Here is an 18,430-nt window from a genome sequence, read left to right as displayed (position 1 = left end):
TACTGCTGCACTTGATGCTGAAAAAAATGGGGCGGCCGACCAACGGCACGCCCCTTGCAAACCAGCTTGCCGGAAAAGGCCTCAGACCTCCAGCCATTCCTTGCGCACATAGGCGTCCGCCCGCAGTGCGGTGGGCGTGCCTTCAAACACGATGCGGCCGTGGCCCATCACCAGGCAGCGCTCCGACACTTCAAGCGCGATCGTCAGTTTCTGCTCCACCAGCAGCACCGAAATGCCGCGGCGCTTGAGCTCACGCAGGTACTCGCCCACCAGCTCGACGATCTTCGGCGCCAGGCCTTCGGTGGGCTCGTCGATCATGATCAGATCCGGGTCGCCCATCAAGGTGCGGCACAGCGTCAGCATCTGCTGCTCGCCGCCCGACAGCACGCCTGCCTCGGTGTGCTGGCGCTCCTTCAGGCGCGGGAACATGGTGTACATGTCGTCGAAATCCCAGCGGCCCTTGCGCGCCCCGCTCTTCTGCCCCAGCAGCAGGTTCTGGTGCACCGTCAGCTTGGGGAAGATGTCGCGGTTCTCGGGCACGTAGCCCACGCCGCGGTGGGCAATCTCGAAGGCCTTACGACCCACCAGCTCCTGGCCCTTGAAGCTCACCGAGCCGGTGGCATCGACCAGGCCCATGATGGCTTTCACCGTGGTGGAACGGCCCGAGCCATTGCGGCCCAGCAGGCTGACGATCTCGCCCTCGCCCACACTCATCGACACGCCGTGCAGCACATGACTCTTGCCGTAGTAGGCATGCACATTGGCCAGTTTCAGCAATTCGGTGCTCATGCGTGCGCTCCTTCGGCCGCCTGGGTGTCGGCCAGCACGGAGCCCAGATAGGCCTCCTGCACACGCGGGTTGGCGCGCACGGCCTCCGGCGTGTCAAAGGCGATCACCTCGCCATACACCAGCACCGCGATGCGGTCTGCCAGACCAAACACCACGCCCATGTCGTGCTCCACGGTCAGCAGAGTCTTGCCCTCGGTCACCTCGCGGATGAGCTGGATGAAGCGCTTGGTTTCGCTCTTGCTCATGCCGGCGGTGGGCTCGTCGAGCAGGATGACGCTGGAGCCCCCGGCGATGGTGATGCCGATCTCCAGCGCACGCTGCTCGGCGTAGGTCAGGTTCATCGCCAGCTGGTCGCGGCGCTTGTCCAGGCGGATCATTTCCAGCACCTCTTCGGCGCGGTCATTCACCGCATGCTGGTCAGCCAGGAAGCGCCAGAAGGCGTACTTCTGGCCCATCGACCACAGCACGGCGCAGCGCAGGTTCTCGAATACCGACAGACGGGTGAACAGGTTGCTGACCTGGAAGCTGCGCGACAGGCCGCGGCGATTGATCTCGTAGGGCTTGAGGCCGTCGATGCGCTCGCCGTGCAGGCGGATCTCGCCGCTGCTCAGGCCGAAGCGGCCGGAGATCAGGTTGAACAGCGTGGACTTGCCGGCGCCGTTGGGGCCGATGATGGCCACGCGCTCACCGGGTTTGACCTGCAGCTGGGCCCCCCGAATGATCTGTGTCTTGCCGAATGACTTGTGGGCGCCCAGCAATTCGAGCGCGTAGGGTGAAGACGAAGTCATGGTCACAGGGTCTCCCGGCGCTTGATTTCTTTTTCAATCTCTTCCTGCACATCGCCCCATTCATGGGCGAAGTGACGTCGTGACAGCTCGAACATGCCCACGCCCGTGAGCAGCACAAGGGCAGCACCGGTCCAGCTGTCAGCACCTTGTGCATTCAGCGTGGCGCCGAGGTAGCTCATCTCAGGCCCCAAGGCTGCGTTGAGCTGCAGGTGATAGAGCATCTCGATCATCGCGGAGCCGCCCAGCAGGGCCACCAGGCCCGAGCCGCCCAGGGCCAGGTAAGCCGTCCAGAGCTTGCGCAGCTTGCCGAACATGGCCACCCGCAGGTTCATCATGATCAGGCTGGCGAAACCGCCGGGCGCGAACATCACCATGAACAGGAAGATCAGGCCCAGGTACAGCAGCCAGGCCTTGGTCAGCTCGGACAGCAGCACCAGCGCCACCACCATCAGCACGGCGCCGATGATCGGGCCGAAGAAGAAGGTGGCGCCGCCGAGGAAGACGAACAGCAGGTAAGCGCCCGAGCGCGCAGCCCCCACCACCTCGGCGGTGACGATCTCGAAGTTCAGGGCACTCAAGCCACCGGCGATGCCGGCGAAGAAGCCCGACAGCATGAAGGCGAAGTAGCGCACATGCTGGGTGGAGTAGCCGATGAACTCGACCCGCTCCGGGTTGTCGCGCACGGCATTCAGCATGCGGCCGAGCGGGGTGCGCGTCAGCGCGTACATCGCAACAGTGCTGATGAAGCAGTAGATCGCGATCAGGTAGTACACCTGGATCTGCGGGCCGAAGCTGATGCCCAGCACCTTGTCGCCAAACACCCGGTTGCCCGAAATGCCGCCCTCACCACCGAAGAACTCCGGCAGCATCAGCGACATTGACCACACCAGCTCACCGATGCCCAAGGTGATCATGGCGAAGGTCGTGCCCGACTTCTTGGTCGTCACATAGCCCAGCAGCGCCGCAAACAGCAGGCCACCCAAGCCACCGGCCACAGGCACCAGGCTGACGGGAATGGGCAGCGCGCCGGAAGACGCCAGGTTCAGCGTGTGGATGGCCAGAAAGCCACCCAGCCCGCTGTACACCGCGTGGCCGAAGCTCAGCATGCCGCCCTGCCCCAGCAACATGTTGTAGGCCAGGCAGGCAATGATGGCGATGCCGATCTGGCACAGCATGGTCTGCGCAAAGCTGCTGGTCCAAAGCAGCGGCGCCACCACCAACACCAGGGCAAACAGGCCCCAGATCAGGAAGCGGCCCACGTTCCACGGCTTGAAGTGGAAATGGGGGCGGGTCTCACGCGTGTGTCGCATTGATTTCATGGGTTCATTCCTCCCGCGTGCCCAGCAGGCCCTTGGGGCGGAAGATGAGGATCAGCACCAGCAGGAGGTAAGGCAGGATCGGAGCCGCCTGGGCCAGCGTGATGCGCAGCACGGGCCAGCCGGGCGTGCCCGCACCCACTTGCCCGCCAAATCGGTTGATCAGGTCAGCGAGCGATGCATCAACGGTCAGCGGCAGCGTCTGCAGCAGGCCGATGACGATGGAGCCGACGAAGGCACCCGCCAGTGAGCCCATGCCGCCCACCACCACCACCACGAAGATGATGGAACCGACCACCGCCGCCATGGCGGGCTCAGTGACGAAGGTGATGCCGCCGATCACGCCGGCCAGGCCAGCCAGCGCGCAGCCACTGCCAAACACCAGCATGAAGACACGCGGTACGTTGTGGCCCAGCGCCTCGGCCATGTCAGGGTGGGTCAGCGCGGCCTGGATGACCAGACCGATGCGGGTGCGGGTCAGCAGCAGCCACAAGGCCACCAGCATGCCCAGCGCCACCACCATCATGAAGGCCCGGGTCATCGGGAAGCGCGAGCATTGCGCCGCTGCCTCGCCGGCCACCTGGCACATCTCGGGCGGCGCCATGCCGGCCACGATCGACAAGCCGTCGCGCGCCGACTGCACCACCGTGAAGGCAGAGCCCTGCAGCCATTCCGGCGGCGTGAAATTCAAAGGGGTGCGGCCCCACACCAGTTGCACCACTTCGAGCACCACATACGACAGGCCGAAGGTGATCAACAACTCAGGCACGTGGCCATATTTGTGCACGCGGCGCAGCGCCGTGCGTTCGAACAGGGCACCGAGGGCGCCGACCGCCAAGGGCGCCACGAACAGCGCGGCGGTGAAGCCGATCACGCCGGTCAGCGCATATGCGATGTAGGCGCCAATCATGTAGAAGCTGGCGTGGGCGAAATTCAGCACGCCCATCATGCTGAAAATCAGCGTCAGCCCGGAGCTGAGCATGAACAGCAGCAAGCCGGAGCTGAGGCCGTTCAGAAGGTTGATCAGGATCTGGTCCACAGGCGTGTCTGGCTTGGATGAAAAAAGGGCCCGTCGGAGGGAGCTCCGGCGGGCCCCGTGGGTACAGACAGGTAGGCCATCAAGGGCCCGCCCGCGCCACTCACGGCCGCTTCATCTGGCAGGACGTCGGCGTGCTCGACACATACGAGTCGTAGGCCTTCACTTCCGCGAAGGTGTAGCCGGTGTTCTCGACGCTGTACTTGTTCTTCGCGTCGGTCTTCTGCCAGACCGAGATGTACAGCGGCTGCTGCATCTGGTGGTCGGTCTTGCGCATTTCAACTTCGCCGTTGAAGCTCTTGACGCGCAGGCCTTCCAGGGCTGCAGCCACCTTCACCGGGTCGGTCGACTTGGCCTTGGCCATCGCCTCGCCCAGCATCGCGTAGATGTGATACGTCGAGCCGGTGTACCAGTCGTCGTTGAACTTGGCCTTGTAGTCGTCAGCCACCTTGCGCGCCACACCCGTCATGTTCGAGTGGTTGTAAGCCACCTGATAGACACGGCCGGCAGCTGCCGCGCCCATGGCGGTCGGCGTGCCGCTCACGCCGGCGTAGTAGGTGTAGAACTTGACGTTCAGGCCGGCGTCGTTCGCCGCCTTGATCAGCAGCGTCAGGTCAGAGCCCCAGTTGCCGGTGATGACCGAATCGGCACCTGCCGCCTTGATCTTGGCGATGTACGGTGCGAAGTCACGCACCTGCGCCAGCGGGTGCAGGTCTTCACCGACGATCTGCACGTCCGGGCGCTTGCGGGCCAGGTTTTCCTTGGCGTACTTGGCCACTTGCTGCCCGTGCGCGTAGTTCTGGTTCAGCAGGTAAACCTTCTGGATGTCCTTCTGGTCCTTCATGAAGGTCGTCAGGGCTTCCATCTTCATGGACGTGTCAGCGTCCAGACGGAAGTGCCAGTAGTTGCACTTGCTGTTGGTCAGGTCGGGGTCCACGGCAGAGTGGTTGAGGTACAGCACCTCCTTGCCCGGGTTGCGCTCGTTGTGCTTGGCCACGGCGTCGATCAGCGCGGCTGCCGCGCCCGAACCATTGCCCTGCGTGACGTAACGAACGCCCTGGTCAATCGCCGACTTCAGCGCATTCAGGGTTTCGGCCGGGCTCAGCTTGTTGTCGATCGGGATGATCTCGAACTTCACGCCGGCCGGGTTGTTCTTGCTGAACTGCTCAGCCAGGAACTGGAAGCTCTTGACCTGGTTCTGGCCCACCGGCGCCATCAGGCCGGTCAACGGGTCGATCCAGGCGATCTTGACCGTCTCGCCCTTCTGGGCGAAGGCCGCACCAGCCGACAGGGCCAGCATGGCGCCGATCGTCAGGGAAGAGAACTTGCGCGTGAAAGTCATCGTTTGTCTCCTGTTGGTATGTCGAGGCGGTGAAACCGACCGAAGCCAACGGTAGCGGATTGGATTGCTCCCCGGTTTGAGGGAATACCTGCAATCCTTGTCGCCAGTGAGACAAAGGCCCCAAGATGCACGGCATCAATGGGGCCTTCGGACGCGAGCTCAGGCAGCCGGCAGCTGGTGATCCTTGAACTGCTCCCGCAGCTTCAGCTTCTGGATCTTGCCGGTGGCGGTGTGCGGAATGTCGGCGGTGAACACCACGTCATCCGGAATCTGCCATTTGGCAATGCGCCCGTCGAAGAAACCAAGGATGTCTTCACGCGTGGCGCTGGCGCCCGGCTTGAGCACCACCACCAGCATCGGCCGCTCGTCCCACTTCGGGTGCTTGCAGGCGATGGCCGCGGCCTCATGAACGGCCGGGTGGGCCATGGCGATGTTCTCGAGGTCGATGGAGCTGATCCATTCGCCGCCCGACTTGATCACGTCCTTGCTGCGGTCGGTGATCTGCATGAAGCCGTCAGGGTCGATGCTGGCCACGTCGCCGGTGGGGAACCAGCCCGGGTCGCCGTCGACGCTGATCAGTGGTGATTCAGCGCGGCCGAAATAGCTGCTGATGACCCAACCGCCCTTGACCACCAGGTTGCCGGTGGCCTGGCCGTCCCAGGGCAAGGCATGGCCGTCGTCGTCGGTGATGGCCATGTCGATGCCGTAAATGACGCGGCCCTGCTTTTCCAGCAAGCGCTGCTGGGCGTCCTTGTCGAGCGTGTCGTGCTTGGACATCAGCTTCGACAGCGTGCCCAGCGGCGAGAGCTCGGTCATGCCCCAGGCATGGATGACCTCGACGCCGAAGTCGTCCTGCAGGGTCTTCATCATCGCTGGTGGGCAGGCGGCACCGCCGATCACCGTGCGCTTGAACGAGCTGAACTTGAGCTGGTTGGCCTTCATGTAGGTCAGCAGACCCAGCCACACGGTGGGCACGCCGGCGGAGAAGGTCACCTTCTCGTTCTCGAACAACTCGAACAGCGACTTGCCGTCCAGGTGCGGCCCTGGGAACACCAGCTTGCAGCCCACCAGCGCCGCCGAATACGGCAGGCCCCAAGCGTTGACATGGAACATCGGCACCACCGGCAGGATCACGTCACGGGTGGAGCAGTTCATCGCGTCCGGCAAGGCCGATGCGTAGGCATGCAGCAGGCTGGAGCGGTGGCTGTAAACGGCGCCCTTCGGGTGGCCCGTCGTGCCCGAGGTGTAGCAGATGCTCGACGCGGTGTTCTCGTCGAACTGCGGCCAGCGGTAGTCGCCGTTTTCAGCTTCCACCAATTCTTCGTAGCACAGCAAGTTGGGCAGCGTGCTGGCGGCCGGCATGTGAGCCCGGTCGGTCATCAGAACGAAATGCTTCACCGTCTTCAGCTCCGGGGCGATCTTCTCGATCAGCGGCAGGAAGTTCAGATCGAACATCAGCACCGTGTCGGCCGCGTCGTTGGCGATCCAGACGATCTGCTCCGGGAACAGGCGCGGGTTGATGGTGTGGCAGACGCGGCCCGAACCGGAGGCGCCGTAATAGATCTCGAGGTGGCGGTAGCCGTTCCAGGCCAGCGTGCCGATGCGGTCACCGGCTGCGCAGCCGAGGCGATCAAAGGCCTGTGCCAGCTGGCGCGAGCGGCGCTCAACCCCCGCCCAGGTGGTGCGGTGAATATCGCCCTCCACGCGCTTGGACACGATCTCCGTGTCGCCCGAGTGGCGGGCAGCGTGCTGCACCAGCGAAGAAATGAGCAGCGGCATCTGCATCATCTGGCCCATCAAGGCGCTCATGTGTGTCTCCTGTGATCGTGAAGGTGTTGCCGTTGATCATAGGGGCGGGCAGCCGCCAAGCAGGCCGGTGTTGCCCTAATGTCCCTGCGTCGCCCGCGTGACACAGCCCTTGCCTACACTCGTGGCATGTCCGCATTGCCTGCAACGCCTGCCACTGCCGCCCCGGCCCATCCGAAGGACCGGGCCTGGCCCAACCGATTCGCCACGCTCGGCCCGGCGTTTTTCACCGAATTGCCCGGCGCCGGCCTGCCCGACCCGCATTGGGTGGCGCGCAGTGACAGCTGCGCTGAGCTGCTGGGCTGGCCGGAGAACTGGTGGCAGCAACACGACGCGCTGCCCGTACTGAGTGGCAACCAAGCCTGGCCCGGCATGCAGCCGCTGGCCAGTGTTTACAGCGGCCACCAGTTTGGCCACTGGGCGGGGCAGCTGGGTGATGGCCGCGCGCTGCTGCTGGGCGAAATCGACAGCTCCGCCGGACCGATGGAAGTGCAACTCAAGGGCGCCGGGCGCACGCCGTACTCGCGCATGGGCGACGGCCGCGCCGTGCTGCGCTCATCCATCCGCGAGTTCCTGTGCTCGGAAGCGATGCACCATCTTGGCGCTCCCACCAGCCGCGCCCTGTGCCTGACCGGCTCTGCCCTGCCGGTGCGGCGAGAGCGTGTGGAAACCGCCGCCGTGGTCACCCGCGTAGCCCCCAGCTTCATCCGCTTCGGCCATTTTGAGCACTTCAGTCAACCGGGCCGAACGGCCGAGTTGCGACAGCTCGCCGACTTCGTCATCAAGCACCATTACCCGGAGTGCGCAGCGGCGCCGCAGCCCGTGCTGGCCCTGCTCGAAGCCGTGACCCGCCGCACCGCCACGATGCTGGCGCACTGGCAGTCGCTGGGGTTTTGCCACGGCGTGATGAACACCGACAACATGTCCATCCTCGGCCTGACGATCGATTACGGACCGTTCGGCTTTCTCGATGTTTTCGACCCGCAGCACATCTGCAACCACTCCGACGAGCAGGGCCGCTATGCCTTCGCGCGGCAGCCGCAGGTGGCCTGGTGGAACCTGCATGCGCTCGCCCAGGCGCTGGTGCCGCTGGTGGGTGACGGGCAGGGCAACGACGACGACGTGGCCGCCATCCGCGCCGCGCTGGAGCCCTTCAGCAGCCAATTCAGCAGCGACATGATGGCCTTGATGCGCGCCAAGCTGGGTTTGAGCGGCAGCCACGACACCGACGGTGCGCTGGTGGACGATTGGTTGCGCCTGCTGGCCGCGAACCGCGCGGACTACACCATCGCGATGCGCTGGCTGTGCGACGTGCCGGGCACAGCGTCGGAGTCACAGCCCCCTCCACGCCTTCGCGACCTGTTCCTCGACCGCGACGCCTTCGACGCCTGGCTGCAACGCTGGCGCGATCGCATCGCCCTGGCGCCCGTCAGCGACACCGAACGGCAAGCCGCCATGCGCGCCGCGAACCCGAAATACATCCTGCGCAATCACCTGGCCCAGAAGGCCATTGACCGCGCCGAGGCCGGCGACTTCAGCGAAGTGCAGCGCCTGCTGCTCGTGCTGTCACGGCCTTTCGACGAACAACCCGAACACGACGCCGACGCCGGCTTTCCGCCCGATTGGGCACAACAACTTGAAGTGAGCTGCTCCTCATGAGTCACGACCACGACGATCCGCGCTACCCCGTCCGGAAGACTGACGCCGAGTGGCGCGAGCAACTCAACCCGACCCAATACGCGATCGCCCGCCAGGCCGCGACCGAGCGCGCCTTCACCGGCCAGTACTGGGACCACTGGGACAGCAACGGTCACTACCGCTGCGTGGGCTGCCAGACCGTGTTGTTCAGCGCCGACAGCAAGTTCGACGCCGGCTGCGGCTGGCCGAGCTACTGGCAGGCCGTCGATGACGGCCGCATCGAGCGCATCGAGGACCGCAGCCACGGCATGGTGCGGGTCGAAGTTCGGTGCGCCAGATGCGGCTCCCACCTCGGTCATGTGTTCGATGACGGCCCTGAGCCGACCGGCGAGCGGTTCTGCATCAATTCGGCAGCGATACACTTCGCGCCGGACGACCAAAACACATGAAACTGCTGCTCGACTTCCTGCCTATCCTGCTGTTCTTCGGCACCTTCAAGTACGCGGAAGGTCACAAGGAGTGGGCGAGTGAATTCGCGACCGCCCATTTCGGGGCGATCGTCTCGGGTGGCAAGGTCGGGCCTGATGAGGCTCCGGTGCTGCTGGCCACGCTCGTGGTCATCCTCGCCACGGTGGCGCAGGTCGTCTTCCTGAAGCTGCGTGGCCGCAAGGTCGACATGATGCTGTGGGTCAGCCTGGTGCTGGTCACGGTGCTGGGCGGGCTGACGGTGTGGCTGCACAACCCGACCTTCATCAAGTGGAAGCCGAGCGGCCTGTACTGGGCGCTGGGCCTGGCCTTCTGGGGCAGCCAGGCGTTTTTCCGCCGCAACCTGCTCAAGCAGATGCTGGGCGAGCAACTGCAGCTGCCCGATTCGGTGTGGCAGCGCCTGAACTTTTCCTGGGTGGCCTTTTTCGGCCTGCTGGGTCTGATCAACCTCTGGGTGGCCTACACCTTCGAGCTGTCCACCTGGGTCAACTTCAAGGTGTTCGGCGTGACCGCGATGATGTTCGTGTTCATGCTGGCACAGGGTCTCTACATCAACCGCCATCTGCCCGAAGAGCCCGTGGCCGATGAACCGCCACCGCCTGCCGCATGAACACGCCCTTCGTGACCGCCTCGGCCGTGGACGCCGCCCTGCGCAGCGCCCTGGCCCCCACCCACCTCGAAGTGCGTGACGACAGCGCCGCCCATGCAGGCCATGCCGGCGCGCGTGAAGGCAGCCACCTGTCGGTGCATATCGTCAGTGCCCGCTTCGCCGGCAGCTCACGGATTACCCGCCATCGGCTTGTGTATGATGCCTTGCGCGAATTGATCCCCCTGGGCATTCACGCGCTGGCCATTGACGCCCGCACCCCTGACGGAACTTGAACCCGGTTTCCCGGTCCTTCATGACACGCCTGCCTCAGGCGCCCGCCCCGGATGCCCGAATTGCGGCCGGCTTCTCCTACGATCATCTTTCCCTGACGCTTCACGCATGAAACTCAAGTCCACTGTCCTGCTGGCCGTCGTGGCCGCGATCCTGCCGCTGGCCGCTTCGGCCCAGAACGTCGCCATCGTCAACGGCAAGGCCGTGCCGAAGTCACGCGTGTCGATGCTGCTGCAGCAGGCCACCCGTGCCGGCCAGCCGGTGTCGCCTGAAATGGAAGCCCGCGCCCGCGATGAAGTCGTGCTGCGCGAGATCTTCGCCCAGGAAGCCGAAAAGCGCGGCATCGCCGCCTCGGCCGACTACAAGGCCCAGATCGAACTGCTGCGCCAGACCGTGCTGATCCGCGAGCTGTTCAACGACTTCCAGAAGAAGAACCCGGCCACCGAAGCTGACGCCCGCGCCGAGTACGACAAGGTCAAGGCTGGCGCCACCGGCACCGAGTTCCGCGCTCGCCACATCCTGGTCGAGAAGGAAGACGAAGCCAAGAAGCTGATCGCCGAGCTGAAGGCTGGCGCCAAGTTCGACGACCTGGCCAAGAAGCATTCGAAGGACCCGGGTTCTGCTGAAAACGGCGGCGACCTCGACTTCGCCAAGCCTGACGCCTACGTGCCGGAATTCGGCAAGGCCATGGCCGCGCTGAAGAAGGGTGAAGTCACCTCCGAGCCGGTGAAGACCCAGTTCGGCTTCCACATCATCAAGCTGGAAGACACCCGCGAAGCCCAGTTCCCTCCGTTTGAAGAGGTGAAGGCGCAGCTGATGCAGCGTATCGGCCAGGCCAAGGTCCAGCAGTTCCAGGAATCCCTGAAGAACAGCGCCAAGACCGACTACAAGTTCCAGTGATCACCGGCCTTCGGGCTGATGAAGAAAGCGCCCCGCGGGGCGCTTTTTTTTGGCCATCGTCAAACCACCAGGCGACCGGCCTCGATGCGCAGTTGCCGGTCGCAGCGAGCGGCGATGGCCGGATCGTGGGTCACCATGACCAGCGTGGTGCCGGCTTCGCGGTTGAGCTCGAACATCAGGGCCATCACGGTGTCACCGGTGGCGTGATCGAGGCTGCCGGTGGGCTCGTCGGCCAGCAGCACCTTGGGCCGCACGACAAACGCGCGCGCCAGCGCCACCCGTTGCTGCTCACCACCCGACAGAAGACGCGGATAGTGGCGCAGGCGCTCACCCAGCCCCACGCGGCGCAGCATCTCGGTGGCCAGGTGGCGCGCATCGCGCACCCCGGCCAACTCCAGCGGCAGCATGACGTTCTCGAGCGCCGTGCGGTTGGCCAGCAGCTGGAAGCTCTGGAACACGAAGCCGAGCTTCTGCGCCCGCACCGCGGCGCGGGCGTCTTCGTCCAGCGCGAAGAGATCAATACCGTCCAGACGCACCGTGCCGGTGGTGGGCACATCGAGGCCGGCCATCAGCGCCAGCAAGGTGCTTTTGCCGGAGCCTGAGGCACCGACGATGGCGGCAGACTCCTGCGCCTGCAGGGAGAAATCAATGTCGTGGAGAATCGTCAGGGTACCGGTCGCGTCGGTCACCGATTTGCTGACGTGTTCAACGGCGATGATGGGATCAGACATGAGCTTGAAGGACCTTGCGCCGCGCACCCGCCGGCAGTTGTTGCTGCAGGGCGCACTGCCCTGCCTTGCCTGGCACTGTAGCGCGCTGGCAGCGCTCACGCCCGCAGCCGTGGCAGCAGCCCCCACAAGCACACGGGTGCTGATCGTGGGCGACAGCCTGTCGGCCGAATACGGGCTGGCGCGCGGCACGGGCTGGGCCGCCTTGCTGGCGGAGCGGCTGCGCAAGGAACGCACGGGGGTCGAGGTGGTGAATGCCAGCATCAGCGGCGACACCACGTCGGGCGGACGGGCCCGCCTGGCACCACTGCTGACGCAACACAAACCGACCGTGGTGGTGATCGAGCTGGGCGGCAACGACGCCCTGCGCGGCATGCCGCTGCAAAGCACGCGCGACAACTTGCGCGCGATGAGCCAGGCCGCCAAGGCTGCCGGGGCCAAGGTGCTGCTGGTGGGCATGCAGGTGCCGCCGAACTACGGCCGCAGCTACACCGAGGAATTCAGCGCGTCATTCGCCCAGGTGGCCAAGGCCGAAGGCGCGGCGCTGGTGCCCTTCATGCTCAAGGGCATCGCCGACCAGGCCGATGCCGAGCGCTGGTTCCAGGCGGACCGCATTCACCCCAAGGCCGAGGCGCATCCGCTGATCCTGGCCAATATCTGGCCCGCGCTGCAGCCCTTGTTGCGCTGAGCACGGGCCACCAGCTCAGTTGCCGCGATCGCCGTTCTCGCGGCGGTTGGTCGGGCCGCGCTGGTTGTCCTTGCGATCACCCTTGTCGCCGCGCTCAGGCGCATCGCCCCGCTCCGCACGATCGCGGCTGGGCATGGGGAAGGACGGCACCACAGGGCGGGCCTGAGGCGCGGGCATCTGGGCCTGGGGCTGGGCCGCTGGTGAAGGCATCTGCGACGGCATTTGAGCCGAGGGCATGGCCGGACGCACCGGCTGCACCTGCCGATCCGGGAAGCCGCGCTCGGTGTTCGGGCGCTCCGGCCGTGGCGCGGCCGAGCCATCACCAAAACCGTCGCGACCACGCCAGGGGGCGGTCGGGGCAGCTTGTACCGGCGCTTGCGGTTGAGGCTGCGGTTGCGCCTGCGGTTGCAACGGGAATTGCGGCTGTGACTGCACCTGCGGCTGCACCGCCGGCATCACCTGCACCGGCCGGCCCGAGTTGCCACGCTCCACCCGATCACCGCGCTCGAAGCGGTCATCACGTTGCTCACCGGCGCCCCGCGACCAAGGCGCCTGCTGTGCGGCCGCTGCGGCGGCTGCGGCTGGCGATGTCGCCGGCACGCCGGGTTGCATGCCCGGCTGCATGCCCGGCTGCATGCCCGGCTGCGACGGCATCTGCCCGGCACCACCACCCTGGAAGCCCGGCGTCACCGGACGAGGACCCGGCTCACGTCCACCACGATCACCACCACGATCTACGCCGCCGGTCGGCTGCGGCGGCACCACGCTGCGCCACTCTTCACGCTCATTCGAGCGCGGCACGGGCACCGGCATGATGGTGCGGCGCTGGCCAAGGGTGTCCGCCCCCACCACCGTCACGCCACCAGGCGCGCCGCGGTTCACGTACTGCACCGGCTGGCCGGGGTCAGGCCGGTAGCGCGGCACGGTGCCCGGGTAGCCATTCAGGTTGTTCTCATAGCGCGGCGACACGCGGTAGTGCGGGTGATAAACCTCCCGCGGGCCCAGCGGCACCCAGCCGATGTTGCCGCCAGGACGGTTGCCGATGGAGATCGACACGCTCACACCGGGCGAGCCCACCCAGCCCACCAGCGCCGGCGCATACACCGGGCGGTGCACATATCGGCCCGGGGTCCAGCACCAGCGGTTGCTCCAGAACACCCAGCGGCCGTAGTGGAACGGCGCAAAGCCCCAGGGCGCATCGTCGATCCAGGTCCAGCCCCACGGACGCACCCAGGCCCAATGGCCGTAGCGATACGGGGCCCAACCCACGGCGACCTGGGCCGGCGACCACACCGGGCCGTATTCCGGGTGCGTCTCCCAGCGGCCCCGGCCGTCGAGGTCTTCCATGCCGGTCATCTCGGGCGAGACATAGCGGCGCTGCTGGGCCATCCGCTGGTCGTCGCGCGCGTCATCGGCGCGCACCCAGCGGTCAAACTCATCGGCGGGCAATCCCACCCAGGTGTAATGCGTGGCGCCATCTTCGGGCGCCGTCCACAGCTCGGCCCGTTGGCCTGCCTTCAGCGGCAAGGCGCTGTCGCGGCCGTCAAACTGCAGCTCGCCCGACAGCACGTTCACGAAAGTGCCGCGGCCCAGCCGGTCAACCCGGTAGTGACCAGGGCTGCGCGGCTGGAAACTGCCATCCTGCGTGCGCAACGAGGTTTCGAACACCACCTCGGGCTGGCGCACCCGCAGTGCGGCACTGCCGGTGTGCAGCAGCAGGTCGATGCGCTCATCGTCCAGGCGCATCACCTCCAGCTCGGAGTTTTCATCCAGGCGCACGGTGGACGAGCCGATGCGCACTTCCACGCGGCCATTGCGGTCAGAGCGCAGGCGGTCGCCGGTGGTCACGGGGCGGTTGCGCAGCAACTCGTCCCACTCGCGACTACCCGGCTCCTGCACCCAGGCGGTGCCGCGCAACTCGGCCACACGCCCCACCCGGCCGGGCGGGTCATCCTCGGCGCGCGCGGGCGCACTGAGGCCCAGCAAGGCGGCCAGCAACAGCAAGAGGCCCCCATGCCAACGCCCGAAGGCCCTGGACATCAGGCCGGCAACAACAGGTAATGCGAAGGTCATGGGTGAGTCTCCTGGATGCACAACGCGCCAGCCCAAGGTTTGGCTGACCGGCGGCTGCAACCAGTGGTGTTCAATCGTCGGAGTTTGGGTCGAGGTCAGGGAAGAGCACGCTGGTGAAGCCCAGTTGCCGGAGGTCCTTCATGCGGGTCGGATACAACCGTCCGATGAGGTGATCGCACTCGTGCTGCACCACCCGCGCATGGAAGCCCTCGGCGATGCGGTCGATCACCTGCCCGAACTGATCGACCCCGGTGTAGTGGATGCGGGCAAATCGCGGCACCACACCACGCAGCCCGGGCACCGACAGACAGCCTTCCCAGCCGTCATCCAGGCGTGGGGCTTGGTCCGCATCGGCCCCTTCAGGCGGCAAGGGCGTGATCACCGGGTTGATCAGCACGGTGCGCGGCACGGCAGGGGCATCGGGGTACCGGTCGTTGCGATCGAACCCGAACAGCACCACCTGCAGATCCACACCGATCTGAGGCGCAGCCAGGCCTGCACCATTGGCGGCGATCATGGTGTCTTGCAAATCGTCCACCAGCGCGTGCAGCGCTGCGGTGTCGAACTCGGTCACTGGCTGGGCCACCTGCAACAGGCGGGCATCGCCCATCTTCAGAATTTCGCGTACGGGCATGTCTTCGCTCCTGGGCTGGCTGTCGCGGTGATTAGGCGACCGAGGCGGCCAGCTGCACACCGGACCAGCGCCATTCACCACACCGGCAAAATAGCCGCCATGCTAACGCTCCGCAAGCCCCTGCCGCACGTCGAACCTGTTGCAGCGCGACGCGCCCTGCCCTCACCGCGCGGCTGGGCAACAGTCGCCTTGATCAGTGCTTGCGCATGTACCCTGCACCTGCCAGCGCTGGGGCAAGAGGCGGTCAGTGCGCCCGGCGCGGAGGCACCTGCCAGTGCCCCGGCCGCAGCCACTGTCTTTGAACTGCCAGCCGAGCGTGCGCTGCCGGTGATGATCACTTTGCTGCCCAGGGGCCTGCGCAGCGGTCGGGACGAGCCCCTGCTGCATCGCTTCCGGCCGCTGGTCCAGTTTTCGGGCGACGCGTCCCCGGTTAGCTGCGTGTTGCTGCTGCCGGACCCTGAGAGCCAGATCGCCCCCGGGCAGACCAGGCCAGCCACGCTGCGCTGCGTCTTGCCCGTGCGCCTGCGCGCGGACCAGCCCGACTTCCAGCTGAAGGAAGGCAGCCGGGTGATCGGTGCAGGCAGCTTGCGGCTGCCCGCCGCACCGGCACCGGCTCAAGTGCCCTGAGGCGATTCGTCAGAGGCCGGTGCCAGCAAAGCCCGCAAACCCGCCTCGTCCAGCACCGGCACGCCCAGGTCTCGGGCCTTGTCGAGCTTGCTGCCGGCTTCCTCGCCGGCCACCACGTAGTGGGTCTTCTTCGACACCGACCCGCTCACCTTGCCGCCGGCCTCTTCAATGAGCGCCTTGGCCTCGTCGCGGCTCAACACCGGCAAGGTGCCGGTCAGCACCAGGGTCTTGCCCAGCAGCGGGCGCGGCGCGTCACTGGCCGTGCCCACCACGTCTGGCCAGTGCACACCGGCCGCACGCAGTTGTTCCACCACCTCGCGGTGGTGCGGCTGGTCAAAGAAGTGGCGCAGGCTGTGCGCCACCACCGGGCCGACATCGTTCACTTCCAGCAGTTCCTCCACCCGGGCGTCCATCAGGCGATCGATGGTGCCGAAATGGCGGGCCAGGTCTTTCGCGGTGGCCTCTCCCACATGCCGGATGCCCAGACTGAACAGGAAGCGCCCCAAGGTGGTGGCCTTGCTCTGCTCGATGGCGCTCAGCAGGTTGTGTGCGCTTTTTTCGCCCATGCGCTCAAGCGTGGCCAGGCTGGCAAAGCCGAGCTTGTAGATGTCGGGCAGCGCCTTGATGACACCGGCGTCCACCATCTGGTCGACGAGCTTGTCGCCCAGGCCTTCGATGTCCATCATGCGGCGGCTGGCGAAGTGCAGCAGGGCCTGCTTGCGCTGCGCCGGGCAGGTCAGCCCACCGGTGCAGCGCCAATCGGCCTCGCCCTCTTCGCGCTCGATCGGACTGGCGCACACGGGGCACTGGCCACCCAGGCGCTTGTACAGATCAAACGGCTCGCCCACGGTGTCGGGGCGGCGCTCCAGCACCACGCCCACCACCTCCGGAATCACGTCACCGGCACGGCGCACGATGACGGTGTCGCCCACGCGCACATCCTTCCGGCGGGCTTCGTCTTCGTTGTGCAGCGTGGCGTTGCTGACCGTGGTGCCGCCCACGAACACCGGGTCCAGCTTGGCCACCGGCGTCAGCTTGCCGGTGCGGCCGACCTGGATGTCGATGTCGAGCAAGGTGGTGGTTTGCTCCTGGGCCGGGTACTTGTGCGCCACCGCCCAGCGGGGTTCGCGGGTCACGAAGCCCAGACGCTCTTGCAGCCCCCGGTCGTCCACCTTGTAGACCACGCCGTCGATGTCAAACGGCAGGCTGTCGCGGCGGGCGCCCATGCGCTCATGGAAGGCTGACAAGCCCGCGGCGCCAGCCACCACGGCGCGGTCATCACACACCGGCAGGCCCCAGGCCTTGAGCGCATCCAGCAAGCCGCTGTGGGTGCCCGGAATGTCCCAGCCTTGCACCTCACCCAGCCCGTAGGCGAAGAAGCTCAAGGGGCGGCGGGCGGCGATGGCCGGGTCCAGTTGCCGCACGGCGCCAGCGGCGGCGTTGCGCGGATTGACGAAGGTCTTTTCGTTCTTCGCGCCTGCGGCAATCAGTTGGCGCTGGCGCTCGTTCAGTGCCTCGAAGTCATCACGCCGCATGTAGACCTCGCCGCGCACTTCCACCACGGGTGGCGCGGCTTCGGTATGCAGGCGCAAGGGGATCTGCCCGATGGTGCGGATGTTCTGGGTCACGTCTTCGCCAGATTCACCATCACCCCGGGTGGCGGCCCGCACGAGCACGCCGTCTTCATAGCGCAGGTTGATGGCCAAACCATCAAACTTCAGCTCGGCGGCGTAGCTGACCGGCGCGTCTGTTTCGGTCAACGCCAGTTCGCGGCGCACGCGCTGGTCGAACGCCTCGGCGCCAGCTGAGGTGGTGTCGGTTTCCGTGCGGATGCTGAGCATGGGCACGGCATGGACCACAGGCGTGAAACCGTCCAGCAGCGTACCCAGCACCCGCTGGGTAGGCGAATCCGGCGTACGCAGCGCCGGGTGCGCGTTTTCCAGGGCCTGCAGCGTCTGGAACAGGCGGTCGTACTCGGCGTCTGGAATGGTGGGCTCATCGAGCACGTAGTACCGGTGCGCATGAAGGTGCAACTCCGTGCGCAACGCCGCTGCCTGCGCGGCAGCTTCATCAAAATTCAGGGGCATGCCTGAAGTGTACGCAGCGCCCAACGCCGAACCAATGAAAAAGGCCACCCGGGGGTGGCCTTGGTGCGGTGGGACTGCAGCCTCGAGGGCCCGAAAGGCCCGCGCTGTCGGCCGCCCCGAGCGCAGATCAGCGCGCCAGGGCAGGCTTCATGCTGCCAGCGAGCGAAGCCGCCGGTGCCGTGCCAGTCCATTGGCCAGCCAGTGCCACGGTGCCGTCATACAACTTCAACTCGTAGGTACCGGTGGCCAGCAGGACCACGTACACCACCGGGATGCCCGAGTCGCCGTAAGCGAGGTTGTAGTCGCTGATCAGGAAAGCAGCGTCGCCGGCAGGCTTGATCTTGCCAACGGCGCCCGAAGCAGCTGCCTTCGACAGGCCGCAGTAGGACTTGGCATCGAGCTCGCCGGTCAGCGCGCCGGTGGCCTTGTCAACCTTGACGCTCTTGAAGTAATCGCAGAAATAACCACCCGTGTCCGGGCTCAGCAGGTAGATGTCCTTCGGAAAGGTGCCCGCATGTGCGGTGGCACCAGCAAGGGAAAGACCAGCCAGAACTGCAGCAAAAATCGAACGCTTCATGCCTAAACTCCGTGTGCTTGTTGACAGATCCACCG

18 protein-coding genes are annotated in these 18,430 nt (G+C 66.0%); 7 read left to right on the top strand and 11 right to left on the bottom strand.

Going from position 1 to position 18,430, the window contains the following annotated elements; translation table 11 throughout:
• Positions 1–81: 81 nt before the first annotated feature.
• From AACH00_RS05855 to AACH00_RS05830, 6 genes are all read right to left on the bottom strand, one after another.
• Entirely contained in the window at positions 82–777 is a 696-nt protein-coding gene (locus AACH00_RS05855; protein WP_341398464.1) for an ABC transporter ATP-binding protein, read from the bottom strand.
• Between the two features lie 8 nt (positions 778–785).
• A complete protein-coding gene (locus tag AACH00_RS05850; protein ID WP_341398152.1) occupies positions 786–1,577 on the bottom strand; it encodes an ABC transporter ATP-binding protein in 792 nt (263 codons plus the stop codon).
• Positions 1,578–1,579: 2 nt separating this feature from the next.
• Positions 1,580–2,896, bottom strand: coding sequence for a branched-chain amino acid ABC transporter permease (locus AACH00_RS05845; protein ID WP_423221901.1), 1,317 nt, complete (start codon positions 2,894–2,896; stop codon positions 1,580–1,582).
• Between the two features lie 4 nt (positions 2,897–2,900).
• A complete protein-coding gene (locus tag AACH00_RS05840) occupies positions 2,901–3,875 on the bottom strand; it encodes a branched-chain amino acid ABC transporter permease (RefSeq protein WP_423221909.1) in 975 nt (324 codons plus the stop codon).
• Positions 3,876–4,032: 157 nt separating this feature from the next.
• Positions 4,033–5,271: a branched-chain amino acid ABC transporter substrate-binding protein gene (locus AACH00_RS05835; protein WP_341398150.1), complete on the bottom strand. Its 1,239-nt coding sequence runs from the start codon at positions 5,269–5,271 to the stop codon at positions 4,033–4,035.
• A 159-nt stretch (positions 5,272–5,430) separates the two neighbouring features.
• The gene (locus AACH00_RS05830; protein WP_341398149.1) at positions 5,431–7,080 is read right to left on the bottom strand and encodes a 3-(methylthio)propionyl-CoA ligase; all 1,650 of its coding nucleotides are present in this window, start codon (positions 7,078–7,080) and stop codon (positions 5,431–5,433) included.
• Positions 7,081–7,206: 126 nt separating this feature from the next.
• Between AACH00_RS05830 and AACH00_RS05825 the strand changes: the two genes are divergently transcribed.
• The 5 genes from AACH00_RS05825 to AACH00_RS05805 all read left to right on the top strand — a co-directional run bounded on the left by AACH00_RS05825 (position 7,207) and on the right by AACH00_RS05805 (position 10,981).
• Entirely contained in the window at positions 7,207–8,736 is a 1,530-nt protein-coding gene (locus AACH00_RS05825; protein ID WP_341398148.1) for a protein adenylyltransferase SelO, read from the top strand.
• Complete coding sequence (gene msrB, locus AACH00_RS05820) at positions 8,733–9,164, top strand: peptide-methionine (R)-S-oxide reductase MsrB (protein ID WP_341398147.1); 432 nt, start codon at positions 8,733–8,735, stop codon at positions 9,162–9,164. Before AACH00_RS05825 ends, msrB begins: the two co-directional genes overlap by 4 nt.
• Entirely contained in the window at positions 9,161–9,811 is a 651-nt protein-coding gene (locus AACH00_RS05815; RefSeq protein WP_341398146.1) for a septation protein A, read from the top strand. The genes msrB and AACH00_RS05815 overlap by 4 nt, the downstream gene beginning before the upstream one ends.
• Positions 9,808–10,083, top strand: coding sequence for a BolA family protein (locus AACH00_RS05810; protein WP_341398145.1), 276 nt, complete (start codon positions 9,808–9,810; stop codon positions 10,081–10,083). Before AACH00_RS05815 ends, AACH00_RS05810 begins: the two co-directional genes overlap by 4 nt.
• A gap of 106 nt (positions 10,084–10,189) precedes the next feature.
• Positions 10,190–10,981 (top strand): peptidylprolyl isomerase, encoded by a 792-nt coding sequence (locus AACH00_RS05805; protein ID WP_341398144.1) that lies wholly within the window; start codon positions 10,190–10,192, stop codon positions 10,979–10,981.
• A gap of 59 nt (positions 10,982–11,040) precedes the next feature.
• Here AACH00_RS05805 and AACH00_RS05800 read toward each other — a convergent pair whose 3' ends face one another.
• The gene (locus AACH00_RS05800) at positions 11,041–11,712 is read right to left on the bottom strand and encodes an ABC transporter ATP-binding protein (RefSeq protein WP_341398143.1); all 672 of its coding nucleotides are present in this window, start codon (positions 11,710–11,712) and stop codon (positions 11,041–11,043) included.
• On the opposite strand from AACH00_RS05800, the gene AACH00_RS05795 reads away from it, so the two are divergent.
• Positions 11,711–12,397: an arylesterase gene (locus AACH00_RS05795; protein WP_341398142.1), complete on the top strand. Its 687-nt coding sequence runs from the start codon at positions 11,711–11,713 to the stop codon at positions 12,395–12,397. The genes AACH00_RS05800 and AACH00_RS05795 overlap by 2 nt on opposite strands.
• A gap of 15 nt (positions 12,398–12,412) precedes the next feature.
• Here the strand turns inward: AACH00_RS05795 and AACH00_RS05790 are convergent, their stop codons facing one another.
• Complete coding sequence (locus tag AACH00_RS05790) at positions 12,413–14,470, bottom strand: DUF6600 domain-containing protein (protein ID WP_341398141.1); 2,058 nt, start codon at positions 14,468–14,470, stop codon at positions 12,413–12,415.
• Positions 14,471–14,540: 70 nt separating this feature from the next.
• Positions 14,541–15,104, bottom strand: coding sequence for a peptide deformylase (def, locus tag AACH00_RS05785; RefSeq protein WP_341398140.1), 564 nt, complete (start codon positions 15,102–15,104; stop codon positions 14,541–14,543).
• A gap of 330 nt (positions 15,105–15,434) precedes the next feature.
• Here def and AACH00_RS05780 point away from each other — a divergent pair, with 330 nt between their 5' ends.
• Positions 15,435–15,731, top strand: coding sequence for a hypothetical protein (locus tag AACH00_RS05780; RefSeq protein ID WP_341398139.1), 297 nt, complete (start codon positions 15,435–15,437; stop codon positions 15,729–15,731).
• Here the strand turns inward: AACH00_RS05780 and ligA are convergent.
• Positions 15,719–17,818: an NAD-dependent DNA ligase LigA gene (gene ligA, locus AACH00_RS05775; protein WP_341398138.1), complete on the bottom strand. Its 2,100-nt coding sequence runs from the start codon at positions 17,816–17,818 to the stop codon at positions 15,719–15,721. The two genes, AACH00_RS05780 and ligA, sit on opposite strands and share 13 nt — an antisense overlap.
• A gap of 127 nt (positions 17,819–17,945) precedes the next feature.
• Positions 17,946–18,395 carry a hypothetical protein gene (locus AACH00_RS05770; protein WP_341398137.1) on the bottom strand — a complete coding sequence of 150 codons (450 nt, stop codon included), beginning with the start codon at positions 18,393–18,395 and terminating at the stop codon, positions 17,946–17,948.
• Positions 18,396–18,430 lie beyond the last annotated feature (35 nt).

The organism is Ideonella margarita, assembly GCF_038066635.1.
GTDB lineage: Bacteria > Pseudomonadota > Gammaproteobacteria > Burkholderiales > Burkholderiaceae_C > Ideonella > Ideonella margarita.
This window is presented reverse-complemented; position numbering and strand designations above follow the sequence as displayed.

Bases quoted from the DNA above. Each gene is read 5' to 3' on its own strand.
- AACH00_RS05850 (WP_341398152.1), bottom strand. From the start codon at position 1,577: ATGACTTCGTCTTCACCCTACGCGCTCGAATTGCTGGGCGCCCACAAG.
- AACH00_RS05845 (WP_423221901.1), bottom strand. From the start codon at position 2,896: ATGAAATCAATGCGACACACGCGTGAGACCCGCCCCCATTTCCACTTC.
- AACH00_RS05840 (WP_423221909.1), bottom strand. From the start codon at position 3,875: ATGCTCAGCTCCGGGCTGACGCTGATTTTCAGCATGATGGGCGTGCTG.
- AACH00_RS05835 (WP_341398150.1), bottom strand. From the start codon at position 5,271: ATGACTTTCACGCGCAAGTTCTCTTCCCTGACGATCGGCGCCATGCTG.
- AACH00_RS05830 (WP_341398149.1), bottom strand. From the start codon at position 7,080: ATGAGCGCCTTGATGGGCCAGATGATGCAGATGCCGCTGCTCATTTCT.
- AACH00_RS05825 (WP_341398148.1), top strand. From the start codon at position 7,207: ATGTCCGCATTGCCTGCAACGCCTGCCACTGCCGCCCCGGCCCATCCG.
- msrB (WP_341398147.1), top strand. From the start codon at position 8,733: ATGAGTCACGACCACGACGATCCGCGCTACCCCGTCCGGAAGACTGAC.
- AACH00_RS05815 (WP_341398146.1), top strand. From the start codon at position 9,161: ATGAAACTGCTGCTCGACTTCCTGCCTATCCTGCTGTTCTTCGGCACC.
- AACH00_RS05810 (WP_341398145.1), top strand. From the start codon at position 9,808: ATGAACACGCCCTTCGTGACCGCCTCGGCCGTGGACGCCGCCCTGCGC.
- AACH00_RS05805 (WP_341398144.1), top strand. From the start codon at position 10,190: ATGAAACTCAAGTCCACTGTCCTGCTGGCCGTCGTGGCCGCGATCCTG.
- AACH00_RS05795 (WP_341398142.1), top strand. From the start codon at position 11,711: ATGAGCTTGAAGGACCTTGCGCCGCGCACCCGCCGGCAGTTGTTGCTG.
- AACH00_RS05800 (WP_341398143.1), bottom strand. From the start codon at position 11,712: ATGTCTGATCCCATCATCGCCGTTGAACACGTCAGCAAATCGGTGACC.
- AACH00_RS05790 (WP_341398141.1), bottom strand. From the start codon at position 14,470: ATGACCTTCGCATTACCTGTTGTTGCCGGCCTGATGTCCAGGGCCTTC.
- def (WP_341398140.1), bottom strand. From the start codon at position 15,104: ATGCCCGTACGCGAAATTCTGAAGATGGGCGATGCCCGCCTGTTGCAG.
- AACH00_RS05780 (WP_341398139.1), top strand. From the start codon at position 15,435: ATGATCACTTTGCTGCCCAGGGGCCTGCGCAGCGGTCGGGACGAGCCC.
- ligA (WP_341398138.1), bottom strand. From the start codon at position 17,818: ATGCCCCTGAATTTTGATGAAGCTGCCGCGCAGGCAGCGGCGTTGCGC.
- AACH00_RS05770 (WP_341398137.1), bottom strand. From the start codon at position 18,395: ATGAAGCGTTCGATTTTTGCTGCAGTTCTGGCTGGTCTTTCCCTTGCT.